The organism is Plantibacter sp. ME-Dv--P-095, assembly GCF_030209365.1.
Taxonomy (GTDB): domain Bacteria; phylum Actinomycetota; class Actinomycetes; order Actinomycetales; family Microbacteriaceae; genus Plantibacter.
This window is the reverse complement of sequence record NZ_JARVSB010000003.1, coordinates 1-14,133: the sequence shown is the minus strand read 5'-3', so window position 1 is coordinate 14,133 and position 14,133 is coordinate 1. Positions and strand designations below refer to the sequence as shown.

The 14,133-nt window shown below is 69.1% G+C and carries 14 protein-coding genes; 13 read left to right on the top strand and 1 reads right to left on the bottom strand.

The window, feature by feature from the left end:
• Positions 1–124 precede the first annotated feature (124 nt).
• Together QRN26_RS02565 and QRN26_RS02560 are read left to right on the top strand one after the other, a co-directional pair.
• The gene (locus QRN26_RS02565) at positions 125–421 is read left to right on the top strand and encodes a hypothetical protein (protein ID WP_285035139.1); all 297 of its coding nucleotides are present in this window, start codon (positions 125–127) and stop codon (positions 419–421) included.
• Complete coding sequence (locus tag QRN26_RS02560) at positions 418–1,857, top strand: hypothetical protein (RefSeq protein ID WP_285035138.1); 1,440 nt, start codon at positions 418–420, stop codon at positions 1,855–1,857. Before QRN26_RS02565 ends, QRN26_RS02560 begins: the two co-directional genes overlap by 4 nt.
• A gap of 18 nt (positions 1,858–1,875) precedes the next feature.
• Here QRN26_RS02560 and QRN26_RS02555 read toward each other — a convergent pair whose 3' ends face one another.
• Positions 1,876–2,268 (bottom strand): phage holin family protein, encoded by a 393-nt coding sequence (locus QRN26_RS02555; protein WP_056010494.1) that lies wholly within the window; start codon positions 2,266–2,268, stop codon positions 1,876–1,878.
• A gap of 100 nt (positions 2,269–2,368) precedes the next feature.
• Between QRN26_RS02555 and QRN26_RS02550 the strand changes: the two genes are divergently transcribed.
• From QRN26_RS02550 to QRN26_RS02500, 11 genes are all read left to right on the top strand, one after another.
• Positions 2,369–3,520, top strand: a complete 1,152-nt coding sequence (locus QRN26_RS02550; protein WP_285035137.1) for a histidinol-phosphate transaminase — start codon at positions 2,369–2,371, stop codon at positions 3,518–3,520.
• A complete protein-coding gene (locus tag QRN26_RS02545; RefSeq protein ID WP_056780748.1) occupies positions 3,517–4,656 on the top strand; it encodes a thiamine pyrophosphate-dependent enzyme in 1,140 nt (379 codons plus the stop codon). Before QRN26_RS02550 ends, QRN26_RS02545 begins: the two co-directional genes overlap by 4 nt.
• Entirely contained in the window at positions 4,653–5,633 is a 981-nt protein-coding gene (locus tag QRN26_RS02540) for an alpha-ketoacid dehydrogenase subunit beta (RefSeq protein WP_056010501.1), read from the top strand. Before QRN26_RS02545 ends, QRN26_RS02540 begins: the two co-directional genes overlap by 4 nt.
• Before the next feature lie 26 nt (positions 5,634–5,659).
• Positions 5,660–7,036, top strand: coding sequence for a dihydrolipoamide acetyltransferase family protein (locus tag QRN26_RS02535; RefSeq protein WP_285035135.1), 1,377 nt, complete (start codon positions 5,660–5,662; stop codon positions 7,034–7,036).
• 110 nt (positions 7,037–7,146) lie between these two features.
• A complete protein-coding gene (locus QRN26_RS02530; protein ID WP_285035134.1) occupies positions 7,147–8,136 on the top strand; it encodes a metal ABC transporter solute-binding protein, Zn/Mn family in 990 nt (329 codons plus the stop codon).
• On the top strand, positions 8,133–8,990 hold the full coding sequence (locus QRN26_RS02525) for a metal ABC transporter ATP-binding protein (RefSeq protein ID WP_056010509.1): 858 nt from the start codon (positions 8,133–8,135) through the stop codon (positions 8,988–8,990). The genes QRN26_RS02530 and QRN26_RS02525 overlap by 4 nt, the downstream gene beginning before the upstream one ends.
• A complete protein-coding gene (locus QRN26_RS02520; RefSeq protein ID WP_285035133.1) occupies positions 8,987–9,907 on the top strand; it encodes a metal ABC transporter permease in 921 nt (306 codons plus the stop codon). Before QRN26_RS02525 ends, QRN26_RS02520 begins: the two co-directional genes overlap by 4 nt.
• 92 nt (positions 9,908–9,999) lie before the next feature.
• Positions 10,000–10,401 (top strand): Fur family transcriptional regulator, encoded by a 402-nt coding sequence (locus tag QRN26_RS02515; RefSeq protein WP_056010514.1) that lies wholly within the window; start codon positions 10,000–10,002, stop codon positions 10,399–10,401.
• A gap of 7 nt (positions 10,402–10,408) precedes the next feature.
• A complete protein-coding gene (locus tag QRN26_RS02510; RefSeq protein ID WP_369817199.1) occupies positions 10,409–11,497 on the top strand; it encodes a permease in 1,089 nt (362 codons plus the stop codon).
• Entirely contained in the window at positions 11,490–12,302 is an 813-nt protein-coding gene (locus QRN26_RS02505) for a TIGR03943 family putative permease subunit (protein WP_157580338.1), read from the top strand. Before QRN26_RS02510 ends, QRN26_RS02505 begins: the two co-directional genes overlap by 8 nt.
• Positions 12,292–13,758 (top strand): hypothetical protein, encoded by a 1,467-nt coding sequence (locus QRN26_RS02500; RefSeq protein WP_285035131.1) that lies wholly within the window; start codon positions 12,292–12,294, stop codon positions 13,756–13,758. The genes QRN26_RS02505 and QRN26_RS02500 overlap by 11 nt, the downstream gene beginning before the upstream one ends.
• Positions 13,759–14,133 lie beyond the last annotated feature (375 nt).

Below are 14,133 nucleotides of genomic sequence, written 5' to 3'. Positions count from 1 at the left end.
CCTCCACACCTCGCCGCCGGCACGGCCGCTCCACAACGCGAGGTCGCGCCGGCATGGCCGCTCGATCGGTTCGGCAGAGTCGACGACAGCGCCGGCAGCCGTCCGGGCGGAGAGGAGGTCCCCGATGGGAGACGTCACGGAGACCATGTGCAGTGTCGATCGCGGGGCGGAGGACGCGACCGCGGTCCTTGAAGGGCGAGCTCGATGTCTCGAGGACGTGCTGTTCGGATTGAACACGGAGCTCTTCCGGTTCATGCAGGCGCGCGCTGGTCAGGAGTGGGTCGGATCGGCGGCAACGCAGTTCTCCTGGTCCGCGGACGAACTCACCAGCGTGCTCCGTGAGGCGGCCTCGGCACTCGATGAGGGGCTGAGAAGTGCCCGTGGGGCGGCGTCGTCCATGATCGATGGGGGTGGGGCATGAGCGACGACATCACCATCCGCGGCGGCGGCGTCGTGGCGGTGGACACGGAGGAGCACCTCCTCTTCGCCGCCCTGCTCCTGGAACTCGGCGATGCGTGCGCGAGCTGGGCGGACCGCGCCGAGTCCGTGTCGACCGATGACTTCTCCCGCGTGCCTCTCGGTCCATCCGTCGTCCCCCAAGCCGACGCCAGGGCGGGGAGTGAGGCGGCGGCGCGGGCAGCCGCCCACCTCCGCCATGCGGGTGAGGATGCGACGCGGTTGGGAGGGAACCTGATCCTCACAGCGGAGAACTACGGACAGATCGAGCGGCAGGTCCAAGCGCTGTTCACCTTCGCCGGGGGCGTCGCCGGGTGGGCCATGGGCGCCTCGCCGCTGATCCCGCTCGCGATCCTGGCCGCCGTCGGGGAGGTCGCGCTCATCAGGACAGCGTTCCGTGCGATCGTCGGGCTCTTCTCGTCGGAGGCCGTGGAGGACATCGACGAGGCCTCGGCTCGGTCGATGCGCGAGCTGGTCTCGTCACCCGCGTTCGTCGCCCTCGTGCGCGGCGTGGTCTCGGGATCCGACGAGTTCCTCATCGGGTTGTTCGGCCTCCCGGTCATGCTCGACGCCAATCGCCTGCGCGAGCAGGGGATCACCGGTGTCGCGTTCGCCGCATCGGTTGTGGCCAGCGTTGCCCAGTACGCCGGTGTGTTCACGCCTGCCCCGGTCCAGGCGGTCGAGGTGAAGACCAAGGGGGCGGAGCAGCGACCCGCCCCTCCGGCCACCTACGAGGAACTGGTCGAGCGCATCCCCCACGGCGGTGCCGATTCTCCGCAGATCCGCATCGAGCGCTACCAGGACGCTTCAGGAGCCGACCAATGGATCGTCTGGACGGGCGGGACGATCGAGGCAGGCTTCCCCGAGTCGTCGACGGAGCCCTGGGACAATCGCAGCAATGTGACCGCCGTCGCCCACACGGATGCCGAGAGCCTGGAGGCGACGCTGCAGGCCATGCGGCTCGCAGGTATCCCCGAGGGCGCCTCCGTGCTCCACGTCGGCTACTCCCAAGGGGGCATCGTGGCTTCCGGCATCGCCGCCAGCGGCCTCTTCGACTCCACCCTCGTCACGTTCGGGTCACCCGTCGAATCGTTCGAGTTCGATGACGACCTCGCACGCACCCATGTCGAACATACCGAGGACGTCATCCCGGCGGTCTCCGGTGAACGGCGCGACTCGCTCAACGGAGGTACCGTCGTCCAGCGGTCCTTGTACGACGGCGGCACGCCGCCTCCCGGCGACGACCCGCTCCCTGCGCACAACCTCGATCGCTACCGCGAGACGGCACGCCTCATCGATCAGTCCTCCGAGGAACGGCTCGCGCCGGCGATCGATCCGCTCTCCGGGCTCACGGCCACCGGTGAGGTCCACCAGTACCGGGCGGACAAGGTCCTGCCGTGACCGGGGCGTCAGCGTCCGTCAGTCGCGCTTCTTCGGGCGGATGATGATGCCGAGCAGCCAGTTCACGATGGAGATGACGATCGCGCCGAGGACACCCCACCAGAACCCGTCGACGCTCAGGCCGAATCCGAACCAGCCGCTGATGCCCGCGGTGATGAGCAGGAGGAGGCCGTTGATGAGCAGGCCGATCAACCCGAGCGTCAGGATGTACAGCGGGAAGGCGAGCACCTTGATGACCGAGCCGATGATCGTGTTGACGATCGCGAAGATCAGCGCGACCAGCGCATAGGTGAGGACGATCTCGAGCGTGCCGCCCGGCGCGTAGGGGGTCATGTGCACGCCCGAGACCAGCAGGGTCGTGACCCAGATGGCGAAGGCGTTGGCGAGCAGGTTCAGCAGAAAACGTCCCATGGGGGCCATCCTCCCACTCCCGTAGCGCCCACGACAGGGCCGGTCTGGGCAAGCGCACTGCATTCCGCCGCGGGTATCCGTCGCGCCCTAGACTCGTCGGGTGAGTGAGAACCCGCCTACCACCGCCCAGCCGGCCGCTCAGCCGGGCCGGAGCCCGGTCCGTCTCCGCCCCGAGATCGCCGATCTGCCGCCCTACCGCCAGGGCAAGCCCGCAGCACCCGACGCGTTCAAGCTCTCCAGCAACGAGGTCCCGTTCCCGCCGCTCGACGCCGTCCTCACGGCGATCACCGACACCGCGGCGCACGCCCACCGCTACCCCGACGGTGCGGCCCTGGCGCTGCGCACGGCGCTCGCCGAAGCCAACGGCGTGACGCCCGAACGCATCCACATCGGTGCCGGTTCGGTCGCGCTGCTCAGCCAGTTCATCACCGCGACCGCGGGTCCGGGCGACGAGGTCGTCTTCGCCTGGCGGTCCTTCGAGGCCTACCCGGGTCTCGTCACCGTCGCCGGCGCCACCTCCGTCCCCGTCCCGAACCGGGCCGACGGCTCCCACGACCTCGCCGCGATCGCCGCCGCCGTCACCGACCGCACCCGGGTCGTCATCGTCTGCACTCCGAACAACCCGACGGGCACCGTCGTCGGACGCGAAGCCTTCGAGACGTTCCTCCGTGCGGTCCCCTCCGACGTCCTCGTCCTCCTCGACGAGGCCTACCGCGAGTTCGTCACCGACGACGACGCCGTCAACGGGATCCCGCTCCTCGACGCCCACCCGAACCTCGTCGTGCTCCGCACCTTCTCCAAGGCCTACGGACTCGCCGGCCTCCGCGTCGGCTGGGCGATCGGTCACGAGCTCGTCCTCGACGGCGCCCGCAACGCAGCCATCCCGCTCTCGAGCACGGCCCCCGCACAGCAGGCGGCCATCGCCGGACTCGCGAACGCCGACGACATCCGTGCGCGCGTCGCCGTCATCACCGAACGACGCGACGCGCTCGCCGAGGCGCTGCGCGAGCAGGGCTGGTTCATCCCCGAGGCCCAGGGCAACTTCGTCTGGTTCGGCCTCGGATCACACGCTGCAGCGGCGAACGAGGTCTTCCTCGCCCACGGCATCGTGGGACGCGCCTTCCCCGGCGACGGCGTCCGCATCTCCATCGGCGAGGCGGAGTCGATCGAGCCGCTCCTCGCCGCGACCGCCGAGATCCTCGCCGCACTGCCGGCCGACCACCCGACACGAGAGGGAGTGCGCTCACGATGAGCCGTTCCGGAGACGACCCCACCGTGCCCAGCGTCCAGTTCATCGACGCCGCCGGCACCTTCGCGCCGAACGAGCACGCGGAGCGATACCAACCGTTCGTCGATCGCCTCACCGAGACCGATCTGCAGCAGTTCTACCGAGACATGGCGAACGTCCGCGCCTTCGACATCGAGGCGACGAACCTGCAGCGTCAGGGACAGATGGCGTTGTGGCCGCCGTCCCACGGCCAGGAGGCCGCGCAGGTCGGTTCCGCCCGGGCGGCGCGCGCGCAGGACCACATCTTCCCCTCCTATCGGGAGCACGTCGTCGCCATGATCCGCGGCGTCGATCCCATCGACATCGTGCGACTCATGCGCGGCAACACCCACGGTGGCTGGGACCCGGCAGACCCGTCGAACGGCAACATGCACCTGTACACGCTGGTGCTCGCCGCTCAGACGCTGCACGCCACCGGCTACGCCATGGGCATGACCTTCGACAAGGTCGTCGGTACCGGCGACCCCGAGCGGGACGCCGCGGTCCTCGTCTACTTCGGCGACGGCTCGAGCTCGGAGGGCGACGCGAACGAGGCGTACATCTACGCCGCCAGCTACCAGACCCCGCAGGTGTTCTTCCTCCAGAACAACCAGTGGGCGATCTCCGTCCCCGTCTCGCGTCAGGCGCGCGAACCGTTGTACCAGCGCGCGGCGGGCTTCGGCCTGGACAGCGTCCGCATCGACGGCAACGACGTCCTGGCGAGCTATGCCGCGGCGGCGAAGCACCTCGACGACGCCCGCGCCGGCCGTGGTCCGAGCCTCATCGAGGCGATGACCTACCGCATCGGCGCGCACACGACGAGCGACGACCCGACCAAGTACCGGACGGACGACGAGCTGCAGTCGTGGATCGCCCGCGACCCGATCATCCGGTTCAAGACGTACCTGCGAGGGCTCGGCGCGTCCGACGCGTTCTTCGCCGAGGTCGACGAGGAGGCCGCTGCCCTCGCCGAGGACACCCGCGTCAGGACCCTGGCCCTCGAAGCACCGGGCCGCGGGCTCATCTTCGACGGTGTCTACTCCGAACCGCACCCGCTGATGGCCGAGCAGCAGGCTTGGCTCGAACGCTACGAGGCCTCGCTCGAAGGGGGCAACGCATGACGATCACCACCATGCCGATGGCGAAGGCGCTGAACGCCGGTCTCCGCAAGGCGATGACCGAGAACGACAAGGTCCTGCTCATGGGCGAGGACATCGGCCCGCTCGGCGGTGTCTTCCGCGTCACGGAGGGGCTGCACGCCGAGTTCGGCGGCGACCGCGTCCTCGACACCCCGCTCGCGGAGTCCGGCATCGTCGGGACGGCGATCGGACTCGCGATGCGCGGCTACCGGCCCGTGTGCGAGATCCAGTTCGACGGATTCGTGTTCCCGGCCTTCAACCAGATCACGACGCAGCTCGCCAAGCTGACCAATCGTCACGAGGGCAAGCTGCAGATGCCCGTCGTCATCCGGATCCCGTACGGCGGGCACATCGGTGCGGTGGAACACCACCAGGAGAGCCCGGAAGCCTACTTCGCCCACACGGCCGGCCTCCGGGTCGTGAGCCCGTCGACGCCGAACGACGCGTACTGGATGATCCAGGAGGCGATCGCGTCGAACGACCCCGTCGTCTTCCTCGAGCCGAAGAGCCGCTACTGGCCGAAGGGCGAGGTCGACCTCGACGGCTCGGCCGCCCCGCTCCACGGCAGCCGCGTCGTCCGCACCGGCACGGAGGTCACGCTGGCCGGCCACGGTGCCATCGTGAGTGTCATGCTCCAGGCCGCCGAACTCGCCGCAGCCGAGGGGACGAGCGTCGAGGTCGTCGACATGCGATCGCTGTCACCCGTCGACTACGACCCGCTCGTCGAGTCCGTCCGTCGCACCGGCCGGCTGGTCTACGTGCAGGAGGCGCCCGGTTTCACGAGCGTCGGCTCGGAGGTCGCGGCCACGGTCACCGAGCGTGCGTTCTATTCGCTCGAGGCACCCGTCCTGCGGGTGTCCGGGTTCGACACCCCGTTCCCGCCGGCGAAGCTCGAAGGCGTCTACCTCCCGGATGCCGACCGCATCCTCGAGGCGGTCGACCGCTCGTTGGCCTACTGAACATCGAAGGAAGACGAGGAACCACGATGAGTGATCTCCAGTTCGAACTGCCGGACGTCGGCGAGGGCCTGACCGAGGCCGAGATCGTCGCTTGGAAGGTCGCGCCCGGCGACACCGTGTCGGTGAACCAGGTGCTGGTCGAGATCGAGACCGCGAAGTCGCTCGTCGAACTCCCGTCGCCGTTCGCAGGCACCGTCGGCGCGCTGCTGGTCGACGAGGGACAGACCGTCGACGTCGGGACGCCGATCATCAGCGTGACCTCGGGTGACGCCGCGGCACCCGCCGAGTCGACCGCCCCCGCCCCCGCCGGAGCGACCGAGTCGGAGGCCGCCACCCTGGCCGCGGACACCGCTGCGAGCGTCTCCCCGGCCGAAGAACCGCGCCCTGGCGCCGTGCTCGTCGGGTACGGCAGCGCCGGCGCGACGTCCAGTCGTCGACGTGGACGCGGTGCAACCCCGGTGATCGAGCCGGCGAGCCCTGCCGTCACCCCGACGCCGCCCGTCCGCCGTCAGCCGCCGACGAGCATCCCGGCCGCTTCGGCACTGCCCGTCATCGCGAAGCCGCCGATCCGGAAGCTGGCGAAGGACCTCGAGGTCGACCTCACGACGATCGAGGGCACGGGACTCGCGGGCGAGATCACCCGCGACGACGTCATCCGCGAGGCCAGCCAGGCGAGCGTCTTCCGCAACATCGAGACGCCGGAGTGGGCGGACGAGCGCGAGGAGCGGATCCCCGTGAAGGGCGTCCGCAAGGCGATCGCGACCGCCATGACGCGGAGCGCGTTCACCGCGCCGCACGTCTCCCTCTTCGTCGACGTCGATGCGACCCGCACGATGGAGTTCGTCAAGCGCCTCAAGAACTCGACGGACTTCGCGGGTGTCAAGGTCTCGCCACTCCTCATCATGGCGAAGGCGATGATCTGGGCGGTGCGGCGCAACCCGACCGTCAACAGTGAGTGGACGGACCAGGAGATCATCGTCCGCCACTACGTCAACCTCGGCGTGGCCGCCGCGACCCCTCGCGGGCTCATCGTGCCGAACGTCAAGGAGGCGCAGGCGATGAGCCTGCTCGAGCTCGCACGGGCCCTCGAGACCCTGACGCTCACCGCTCGCGACGGGAAGACGCCACCGGCCGATCAGCAGAACGGCACGATCACGGTGACCAACATCGGCGTCTTCGGTATGGACACGGGAACCCCGATCCTCAACCCGGGCGAGGTGGGCATCGTGGCACTCGGCACGATCAAGCAGAAGCCGTGGGTCGTCGACGGTGAGGTGCGCAGTCGCTTCGTCACGACGCTCGGTGCGTCCTTCGACCACCGGGTCGTCGACGGCGATGTGGCGAGCCGCTTCCTGGCCGATGTGGCCTCGATCATCGAGGAGCCGGCGCTGCTGCTCGACTGAGTCCTCTGGTGTCGGACCACCCGGTCCCTGAGACTCCGATGGACGATTTTGAGAATCAGTATCAATAGGCGTAGCGTTGGGGCTCTCACCCCGATCGAGAAGGTTCATCAATGCGCGCTCGCACCCTGCTCCCGGCTCTCGCCGTCCTCCCGGCAGCCGCCCTCGTCCTCGCGGGCTGCTCCGGCAGCCCCGCCGCGAGCTCGACCGACGACGGCAAGATCAGCATCGTCGCCTCCACCAACGTCTACGGCGACATCGCCTCGAAGATCGGCGGGAAGGACGTGGAGGTCACGTCACTGATCACCTCGGCCGCCCAGGACCCGCACTCCTACGAGGCGAGCACGCAGGATCAGCTCTCCATCAAGAACGCGGACGTCGTCATCGAGAACGGTGGCGGCTACGACCCCTTCGTCGACACCCTCCTCGACGCCGCGGAGAACACCTCCGTCGAGGTCGTGAACGTCGTCGACCTGTCGGGTCTCGCCCCGGACGACGACCACGCCGACGAGGAGCACACGGAAGCGGCGCACACCGACGAGGCCCACGCCGACGAGGACGGCCACGACCACATCGAGGGCTTCAACGAGCACGTCTGGTACAGCCTGCCCACGATGGCGAAGCTCGCCGACGAGCTGGCCAAGGAGCTCGGCGAGCTCGACAGCGCCAACGCCGACACCTACACGGCCAACGCGAAGTCATTCACCGACTCGCTCGCCACGATCGAGTCCGCGCAGGCCGCCATCAAGACCGCGCACGACGGCGAGGGCGTTGCGATCACCGAGCCCGTCCCGCTCTACCTGCTCGAGGCCGCCGGCCTGAAGAACCGCACGCCGGACGCCTTCAGCGAGGCCATCGAGGAGGGCACGGACGTCTCCCCGACCGTGCTCAAGGAGACGCTCGACCTCTTCGGCAGCGGAACCGTCGCCCTGCTTGCCTACAATGAGCAGACGAGCGGCGCGGAGACCGAGCAGGTCAAGACCGCCGCGGAGAACGCAGGCGTGCCGGTGCTGTCATTCACCGAGACCCTCCCGGACGGCAAGGACTACCTCTCGTGGATGACCGAGAACGTCGACGCCGTGGCGGACGCCCTGGGTCGATGACGAGCGGATCCACGGATTCATCCGGCCCCGTCGACGTCCTCGCGCTCGCCGGGGCCGAGCTCGGTTTCGGCGGACGCACCCTCTGGAACGGTCTCGACCTCTCCGTGCGTCCGGGTGAGTTCCTCGCGGTGCTCGGTCCGAACGGCTCCGGGAAGACGAGTCTGCTGCGGACCATCCTCGGGCAGCAGCAGCTCGACCGAGGGACGATCAGCGTCGCCGGCGGACCGGTGCACCGCGGAGACCGCCGCATCGGGTACATCCCGCAGCAGAAGCTCATCCCAGCGGGCACACCGATGCGTGGCCGCGACCTCGTCGCGCTCGGCGTCGACGGTCACCGCTTCGGGCTGCCCATCCGCTCCGCCGCGACGAGGCGCCGGGTCGACGAACTCATCGCGTCGGTCGGCGCGAGCTCGTACGCCGACGGACCGGTCGGCACGCTGTCCGGCGGCGAGCAGCAGCGGCTCCGCGTCGCCCAGGCGCTCGCGGACGACCCGATCCTGCTGCTCTGCGACGAGCCGCTCCTCAGCCTCGACCTCCAGCACCAGCGCGGTGTCAGCGAACTCATCGACCGCCGCCGCCGGGAGCACGACACCGCGGTGGTGTTCGTGACGCACGACGTGAACCCGGTGCTCCACATGGTGGACCGCATCCTGTACCTCGCCGGCGGCAGCTTCCGGGAGGGGACGCCGGACGAGGTCCTGCGGAGCGACGTGCTCTCCGAGCTGTACGGCACACCGGTCGACGTGCTGCGCAGTCACGGACGCGTCGTCGTCGTCGGCATCCCCGACAGCGAGACCCACCATCACCATCACGACGAGGATCCGCGCACCGGCGCCGTGGGGGTGGGCGCATGAACGCCGACGACCTCTGGGGACGGCTCTTCAACTTCCAGGACTACGGCGCGCTGCTCGAGCTCGTGCAGAACTCGATCATCGCGGGCGCGGTGCTCGGCATCGTCGGAGGGCTGATCGGTGTCTTCGTCATGCAACGCGACATGGCGTTCGCGGTGCACGGCATCAGCGAGCTGTCGTTCGCCGGTGCCGCCGGAGCGCTGCTGTTCGGCGCCAACGTCGTCGTCGGGTCGCTCGCGGGTTCGCTCGTCGCCGCGATCCTCATCGGGCTGCTCGGCGCGAAGGCTCGCGACCGCAACTCGATCATCGGCGTGCTCATGCCCTTCGGCCTCGGGCTGGGGATCCTCTTCCTCGCCCTCTATCCCGGCCGCAGTGCGAACAAGTTCGGCCTCCTGACCGGGCAGATCGTCTCCGTCGACGACCCGCAGCTCGGGCTGCTCATCGTCATCAGCATCGTCGTCCTGGTCGCGCTCCTCGTGCTCTGGCGGCCGTTGAGCTTCGACAGCCTCGACCCGGACGTCGCAGCGGCGCGCGGGGTGCCGAGCCGGTTCGTGTCGCTCGCCTTCATGGTCCTGCTCGGGCTCACGGTCGCGGTGTCGGTGCAGATCATCGGAGCGCTGCTCGTGCTCGCGCTGCTCGTGACGCCCGCCGCCGCCGCGCTCAGGGTCTCCTCGTCGCCGTTGCTCGTGCCGCTGTTGAGCATGCTCTTCGGCTTCGTGTCGGCCGTCGGCGGCATCCTGCTCGCCATCGGCGGGTCGCTGCCCATCAGCCCGTACATCACGACGATCTCCTTCCTGATCTACCTCGTCTGCCGCATCCTCGGTTCGCGCGGTTCGCGGAGCCGGGCCAGGGTGTCCCGTCGAGGTCGCGATCGCAGCGAGGTCGGCCCGATCGGTGACCGCGTCGAGGTCGCGCCGTGACGGTGAACGGCACGCCAGGGATGCACCGCGCCCCTTCGGAGCGTCCTCCAAGTGGTTCCCGGGTACCCTTGAAGCGACAGGCAGGAGCACCCGTGGCGAAGCGCAACACCTGGCAGCGTGAAGCTGTCCGCGAGGCCCTCGGCGGCAACGACGGATTCGTGAGCGCTCAGGGGCTGCACGCCGAACTCCGCGACACCGGCTCGCCGATCGGGCTCGCCACCGTCTACCGCGCCCTGTCCGACCTCGCCGTCGAGGGCGAGGCCGACTCACTGCAGTCGCCGGACGGCGAGAACCTCTACCGCGCCTGCACGCCGGGTACCCACCACCACCACCTCATCTGTCGCAACTGCGGTCTCACGATCGAGATCGAGGCCGACGAGGTCGAGGCGTGGGCGCGCTCGGTCGCATCACAGCACGGGTTCACCGAGGCCAAGCACGTCGTCGACGTCTTCGGCCTCTGCGCGAACTGCTCGGCGGCGGCCCAGCGCGCGTGAGGCCGCAGTGAGCAGGACGACCGGCACCCTCGGGGTCGACGACGACTGGACCGCACCCGACGACGACGGTGCCGAGCACTGGGGACGCACGGAGGGCCGCGATCCGCGGAACATCCGCACCCCGCTCCTGATCGGGGCCGCGCTCGCGGTGGTCGTGGGGCTCTTCGTCCTCCGGGCACTCATGCCGCTCGGCGAGGCCCTCACCCCGCCGACGGCCGTCCGGGACTTCGTCACCCTGACCCTCAGCGTCGTGGTGGAGTCCCTGCCGTTCGTCGTCCTCGGGATCGTGCTGTCGATCCTCGTGCAGATCTGGTTGCCGGACGGCTGGCTCGAGCGGTGGCTTCCGTCGCAGCCCATCCTCCGTCGTGCCTGCATCTCGCTCCTCGGCATGTTCCTCCCGGTGTGCGAGTGCGGCAACGTCCCGCTCGCCCGAGGGCTCATCGTGCGCGGATTCACGGTGCCGGAGTCGATCACCTTCCTGCTCGCCGCACCGATCCTCAACCCGATCGTCATCGTGACGACGCATCAGGCCTTCGGTTGGGACGGCGGCATCCTCGTCGCCCGTCTCGTCGGCGGATTCCTGCTCGCGAACCTCATCGGTTGGCTGTTCAGCAAGCATCCGGACCCGAGCTCGCTGCTCACCCCGACCTTCCAGGCCAGCTGCGAGGTGACGGAGCAGCACGGGCACGAGCACACGCGCGTCGAACGCAGCCTGCAGCAGTTCGTCGCCGAAGCGCGCGCGATCATGCCGGCGCTGCTGATCGGTTCCGCGGTCGCGGGCGCCGTCCAGGTACTCGTGCCGAGGGAGGTGCTGGTCACGCTCGGCGCGAACCCGGTGTGGTCGGTGCTCGCCATGATGACGCTGGCCGTCATCGTGTCGATCTGCTCGAACGTCGACGCCTTCTTCGTGCTGTCCTTCGGCTCGACCTTCATGCCCGGTTCCATCGTCGCCTTCCTCGTCCTCGGCCCTGTCGTCGACGTCAAGATGCTCGCGCTCATGCGCACGACCTACACGACCAGGACCCTCGTGATCATCACCGCGGTCGCCGTGCTGTTCTCGGCGGCCCTCGGATTCGGAGTGAACGCCCTTGCCTGATCAGACCGCGACCCACGACCACCCGCAGAGCCGAGGCCCGGCGGGGGTGGACCCCCGACGGGTCTCCCTGCTCGAGCGTCTGCGACAACGATGGTGGGGCGTCCTGCTCCTCGTCACCGCCGCGGTCTGCATCCTCTGGCTCGCGATGACCGACCGCCTCGGTCTCTACATCCACCCGCGCTACTTCGTGTTCACGGTCATCATGGCGCTCATCGCGGTGGCGCTCGGCATCGTGAGCGTCCTCGTCCACGTCGACACGGAGGCGGTCCCGAAGCGCCGTGGTCGCACGGTGCTGCAGCTCGCTTCGGTGGTGGGCAGCCTCGCCGTGGTGGGTTCGATGGTCGTGCTCCCGCCGTCCACGCTGTCGGTCGCGACGGCGGATCAGCGCTCCGTGAACTCCGGCACGCTCGCCGGCGAGGTGCAGGGACAGGATGCGCAGACGGTCCTCACCTCGAACCCGGACTTCAGCACCTTCGGCATCAAGGACTGGGCGACCCTGTTGCGCCAGACCACCCGGCCCGCCGACCTCGAGGGGCGCGCGTTCACCGGCGTCGGTTTCGTGATCGCCGATCCGGACGCGGCGGGCGTCTTCTACGTCTCGCGGTTCGTCGTGAACTGTTGTGCCGTCGACGCGCAGCCGGTCGGGGTCCCGGTGGAGCTCGACGGGTGGTCCCAGCAGCTGAAAGCCGGCGACTGGGTCGAGGTCTCGGGGACGCTGACCGCCGGCGACGCCACCCACCCGCTGGTGGTCGGCACGGCGAAGGTCGACAAGGTCGAGGAGCCGGCGGACCCCTATGACTACTGATCGCCGTTCCGCCGTGCGCGGTCGATCGACGCGGGTGGACGCAGAGGTGAGCGGCTTCGGCCGGCTGGTCGCGATCGTGCTCGTCGCGCTCGTCGTCATCGGTGGCGGCGCCGCCGTCGTCGGTCTCACGCAGGGGCCGAAGCTCGTGCGCACCGTGGTCGATCCGACCGGTCTCGTCGAGTCGCGCGGTCAGCGCGTCGTCATGGCCGTCAACCAGCCGATCGCCGATCTCGGGGCGGATCGGGTCAGCGTCGAGCCGGCGGCGGACTTCGACGTCAGTACCGGCGACGGCGGGATCACCCTGGTCTTCCCGGAGCCGCTCGCCTACGGGACCGACTACCGGATCACCGTCGACGGTGTGACCGCGCCTGGCGGGGGGCCGTCGGCGAAGCTGACGACGTCGTTCTCGACGCCACCGGTCGAGGGCTTCTCGCTTGTCCGGGGTGAGGCGAAGCAGGGTGGTTCGGCGGGGAAGAAGCCCGAGGACCGGATCATGCGACTCGCGCTCGACGGCGGGGAGCGACAGACGGTCTACCGTGCGGCGAAGATCCAGGAGTTCGCGACGATCGGGGATTCGCTCATCGTGGTGGAGCAGGACTCGAGCGGGCTGGGTCGCATCGTCGTGGTGGACACGAGGGACGGCGCCACCCAGGAGGTGAAGCTCCCCATGGGGGGCATGATCACCTCCTTGCAGACGGCTCCCGCACAGAGTCGCGTCGGGTTCCTCTTCACGGAGCAGTCGTTCGGTCGGGACGGCGGCGACAACCTGACGCTGTACTCGTTCGAACTGCGCTCTGGGAAGCCGACGGGCCCGGAACGGGTGGGCGGGATCGACGGAGCCGCGGCCGAGGCGGCCGAGTGGTCGTTCGTGCCGCGCACGTCGTCGATGCTCGTGCGGACGGTGGACAACTCGCTGGAGTTGCTCGATCCGGCTGCGACCACCGCTCCGGTGCTCCTCGGTCGCGCTGCCCTGATCTCGAGCTACATCCCGGGAACCACCAAGGTCGTCATCGAACAGATCGACGGCGTGGTGGTGCTCGACCTCGCCACGGGGAAGAGCGAGCCGTTCGTGCTCCCCTCGGTTGCACCCACCGAGATCCCCGGTCAGCTCGTCGCCCTCACGGAATCCTTGTCCGCTCGCATCTACGCGGACTACGACCGTGCCGCGGGGACGACGCAGCAACGGGTGTTGGCGATCAAGGACGGGGCGACGGCCGTGCTCTACACGCCGGAGCCGGGTGCGGTGGTCTGGTCGTTGTGTGCGAGCCCGAACGCGGAGTACGTCGCGGTCGTCGTGGTCCCCGACTTCGCCGATGCCGGCTTCGACGGGTACGCGAACGCGCCGATGCCGAACGGTCCGCAGATCGAGGTCGTCGAAGCCCGCACGGGGAAGGTCGTCGGTACACAGCCCGGATTCGACCTGTCCTGGTGCGCGGGAACGGGTATCGCGCAATGACCGGTCGACGTGGCCGTTTCGCCCCGGCTGGCGAAAACCGCGTCTTTCCGGGCGACACGCCCGGGATGCAAGCGCAATTTGCCACGATCCCGAGACACACGTAGAGTAATCACTCGTCACCCCAAAGGTGCGGGAAGCGGAAGAGCTTCTCGGCCTCAAGCGGGGACAATCCCCAGCCAAAAGCGAGAACATTTCGATGTTATCGTTTCAAGTCTCGGTTGGATGACCTCCTCCTGGTGTCACTCGTGCTCAGCATGACTCTGTTCGCAGAGCGACTGAAACGCCGAGTTGACAACAAGCCGGGAAGATGTAAGATAGAAAAGTTGCCCTGCAGGGCGGTCGTGATGGCCAAAGGCAGGAGCATCCGATCCTTGA

Excerpts from the sequence above, each read along its gene's own strand:
- QRN26_RS02525 (WP_056010509.1), top strand. The coding sequence starts at position 8,133 with ATGACGAGCGGATCCACGGATTCATCCGGCCCCGTCGACGTCCTCGCG.
- QRN26_RS02565 (WP_285035139.1), top strand. The coding sequence starts at position 125 with ATGGGAGACGTCACGGAGACCATGTGCAGTGTCGATCGCGGGGCGGAG.
- QRN26_RS02535 (WP_285035135.1), top strand. The coding sequence starts at position 5,660 with ATGAGTGATCTCCAGTTCGAACTGCCGGACGTCGGCGAGGGCCTGACC.
- QRN26_RS02500 (WP_285035131.1), top strand. The coding sequence starts at position 12,292 with ATGACTACTGATCGCCGTTCCGCCGTGCGCGGTCGATCGACGCGGGTG.
- QRN26_RS02540 (WP_056010501.1), top strand. The coding sequence starts at position 4,653 with ATGACGATCACCACCATGCCGATGGCGAAGGCGCTGAACGCCGGTCTC.
- QRN26_RS02555 (WP_056010494.1), bottom strand. The coding sequence starts at position 2,268 with ATGGGACGTTTTCTGCTGAACCTGCTCGCCAACGCCTTCGCCATCTGG.
- QRN26_RS02530 (WP_285035134.1), top strand. The coding sequence starts at position 7,147 with ATGCGCGCTCGCACCCTGCTCCCGGCTCTCGCCGTCCTCCCGGCAGCC.
- QRN26_RS02520 (WP_285035133.1), top strand. The coding sequence starts at position 8,987 with ATGAACGCCGACGACCTCTGGGGACGGCTCTTCAACTTCCAGGACTAC.
- QRN26_RS02560 (WP_285035138.1), top strand. The coding sequence starts at position 418 with ATGAGCGACGACATCACCATCCGCGGCGGCGGCGTCGTGGCGGTGGAC.
- QRN26_RS02545 (WP_056780748.1), top strand. The coding sequence starts at position 3,517 with ATGAGCCGTTCCGGAGACGACCCCACCGTGCCCAGCGTCCAGTTCATC.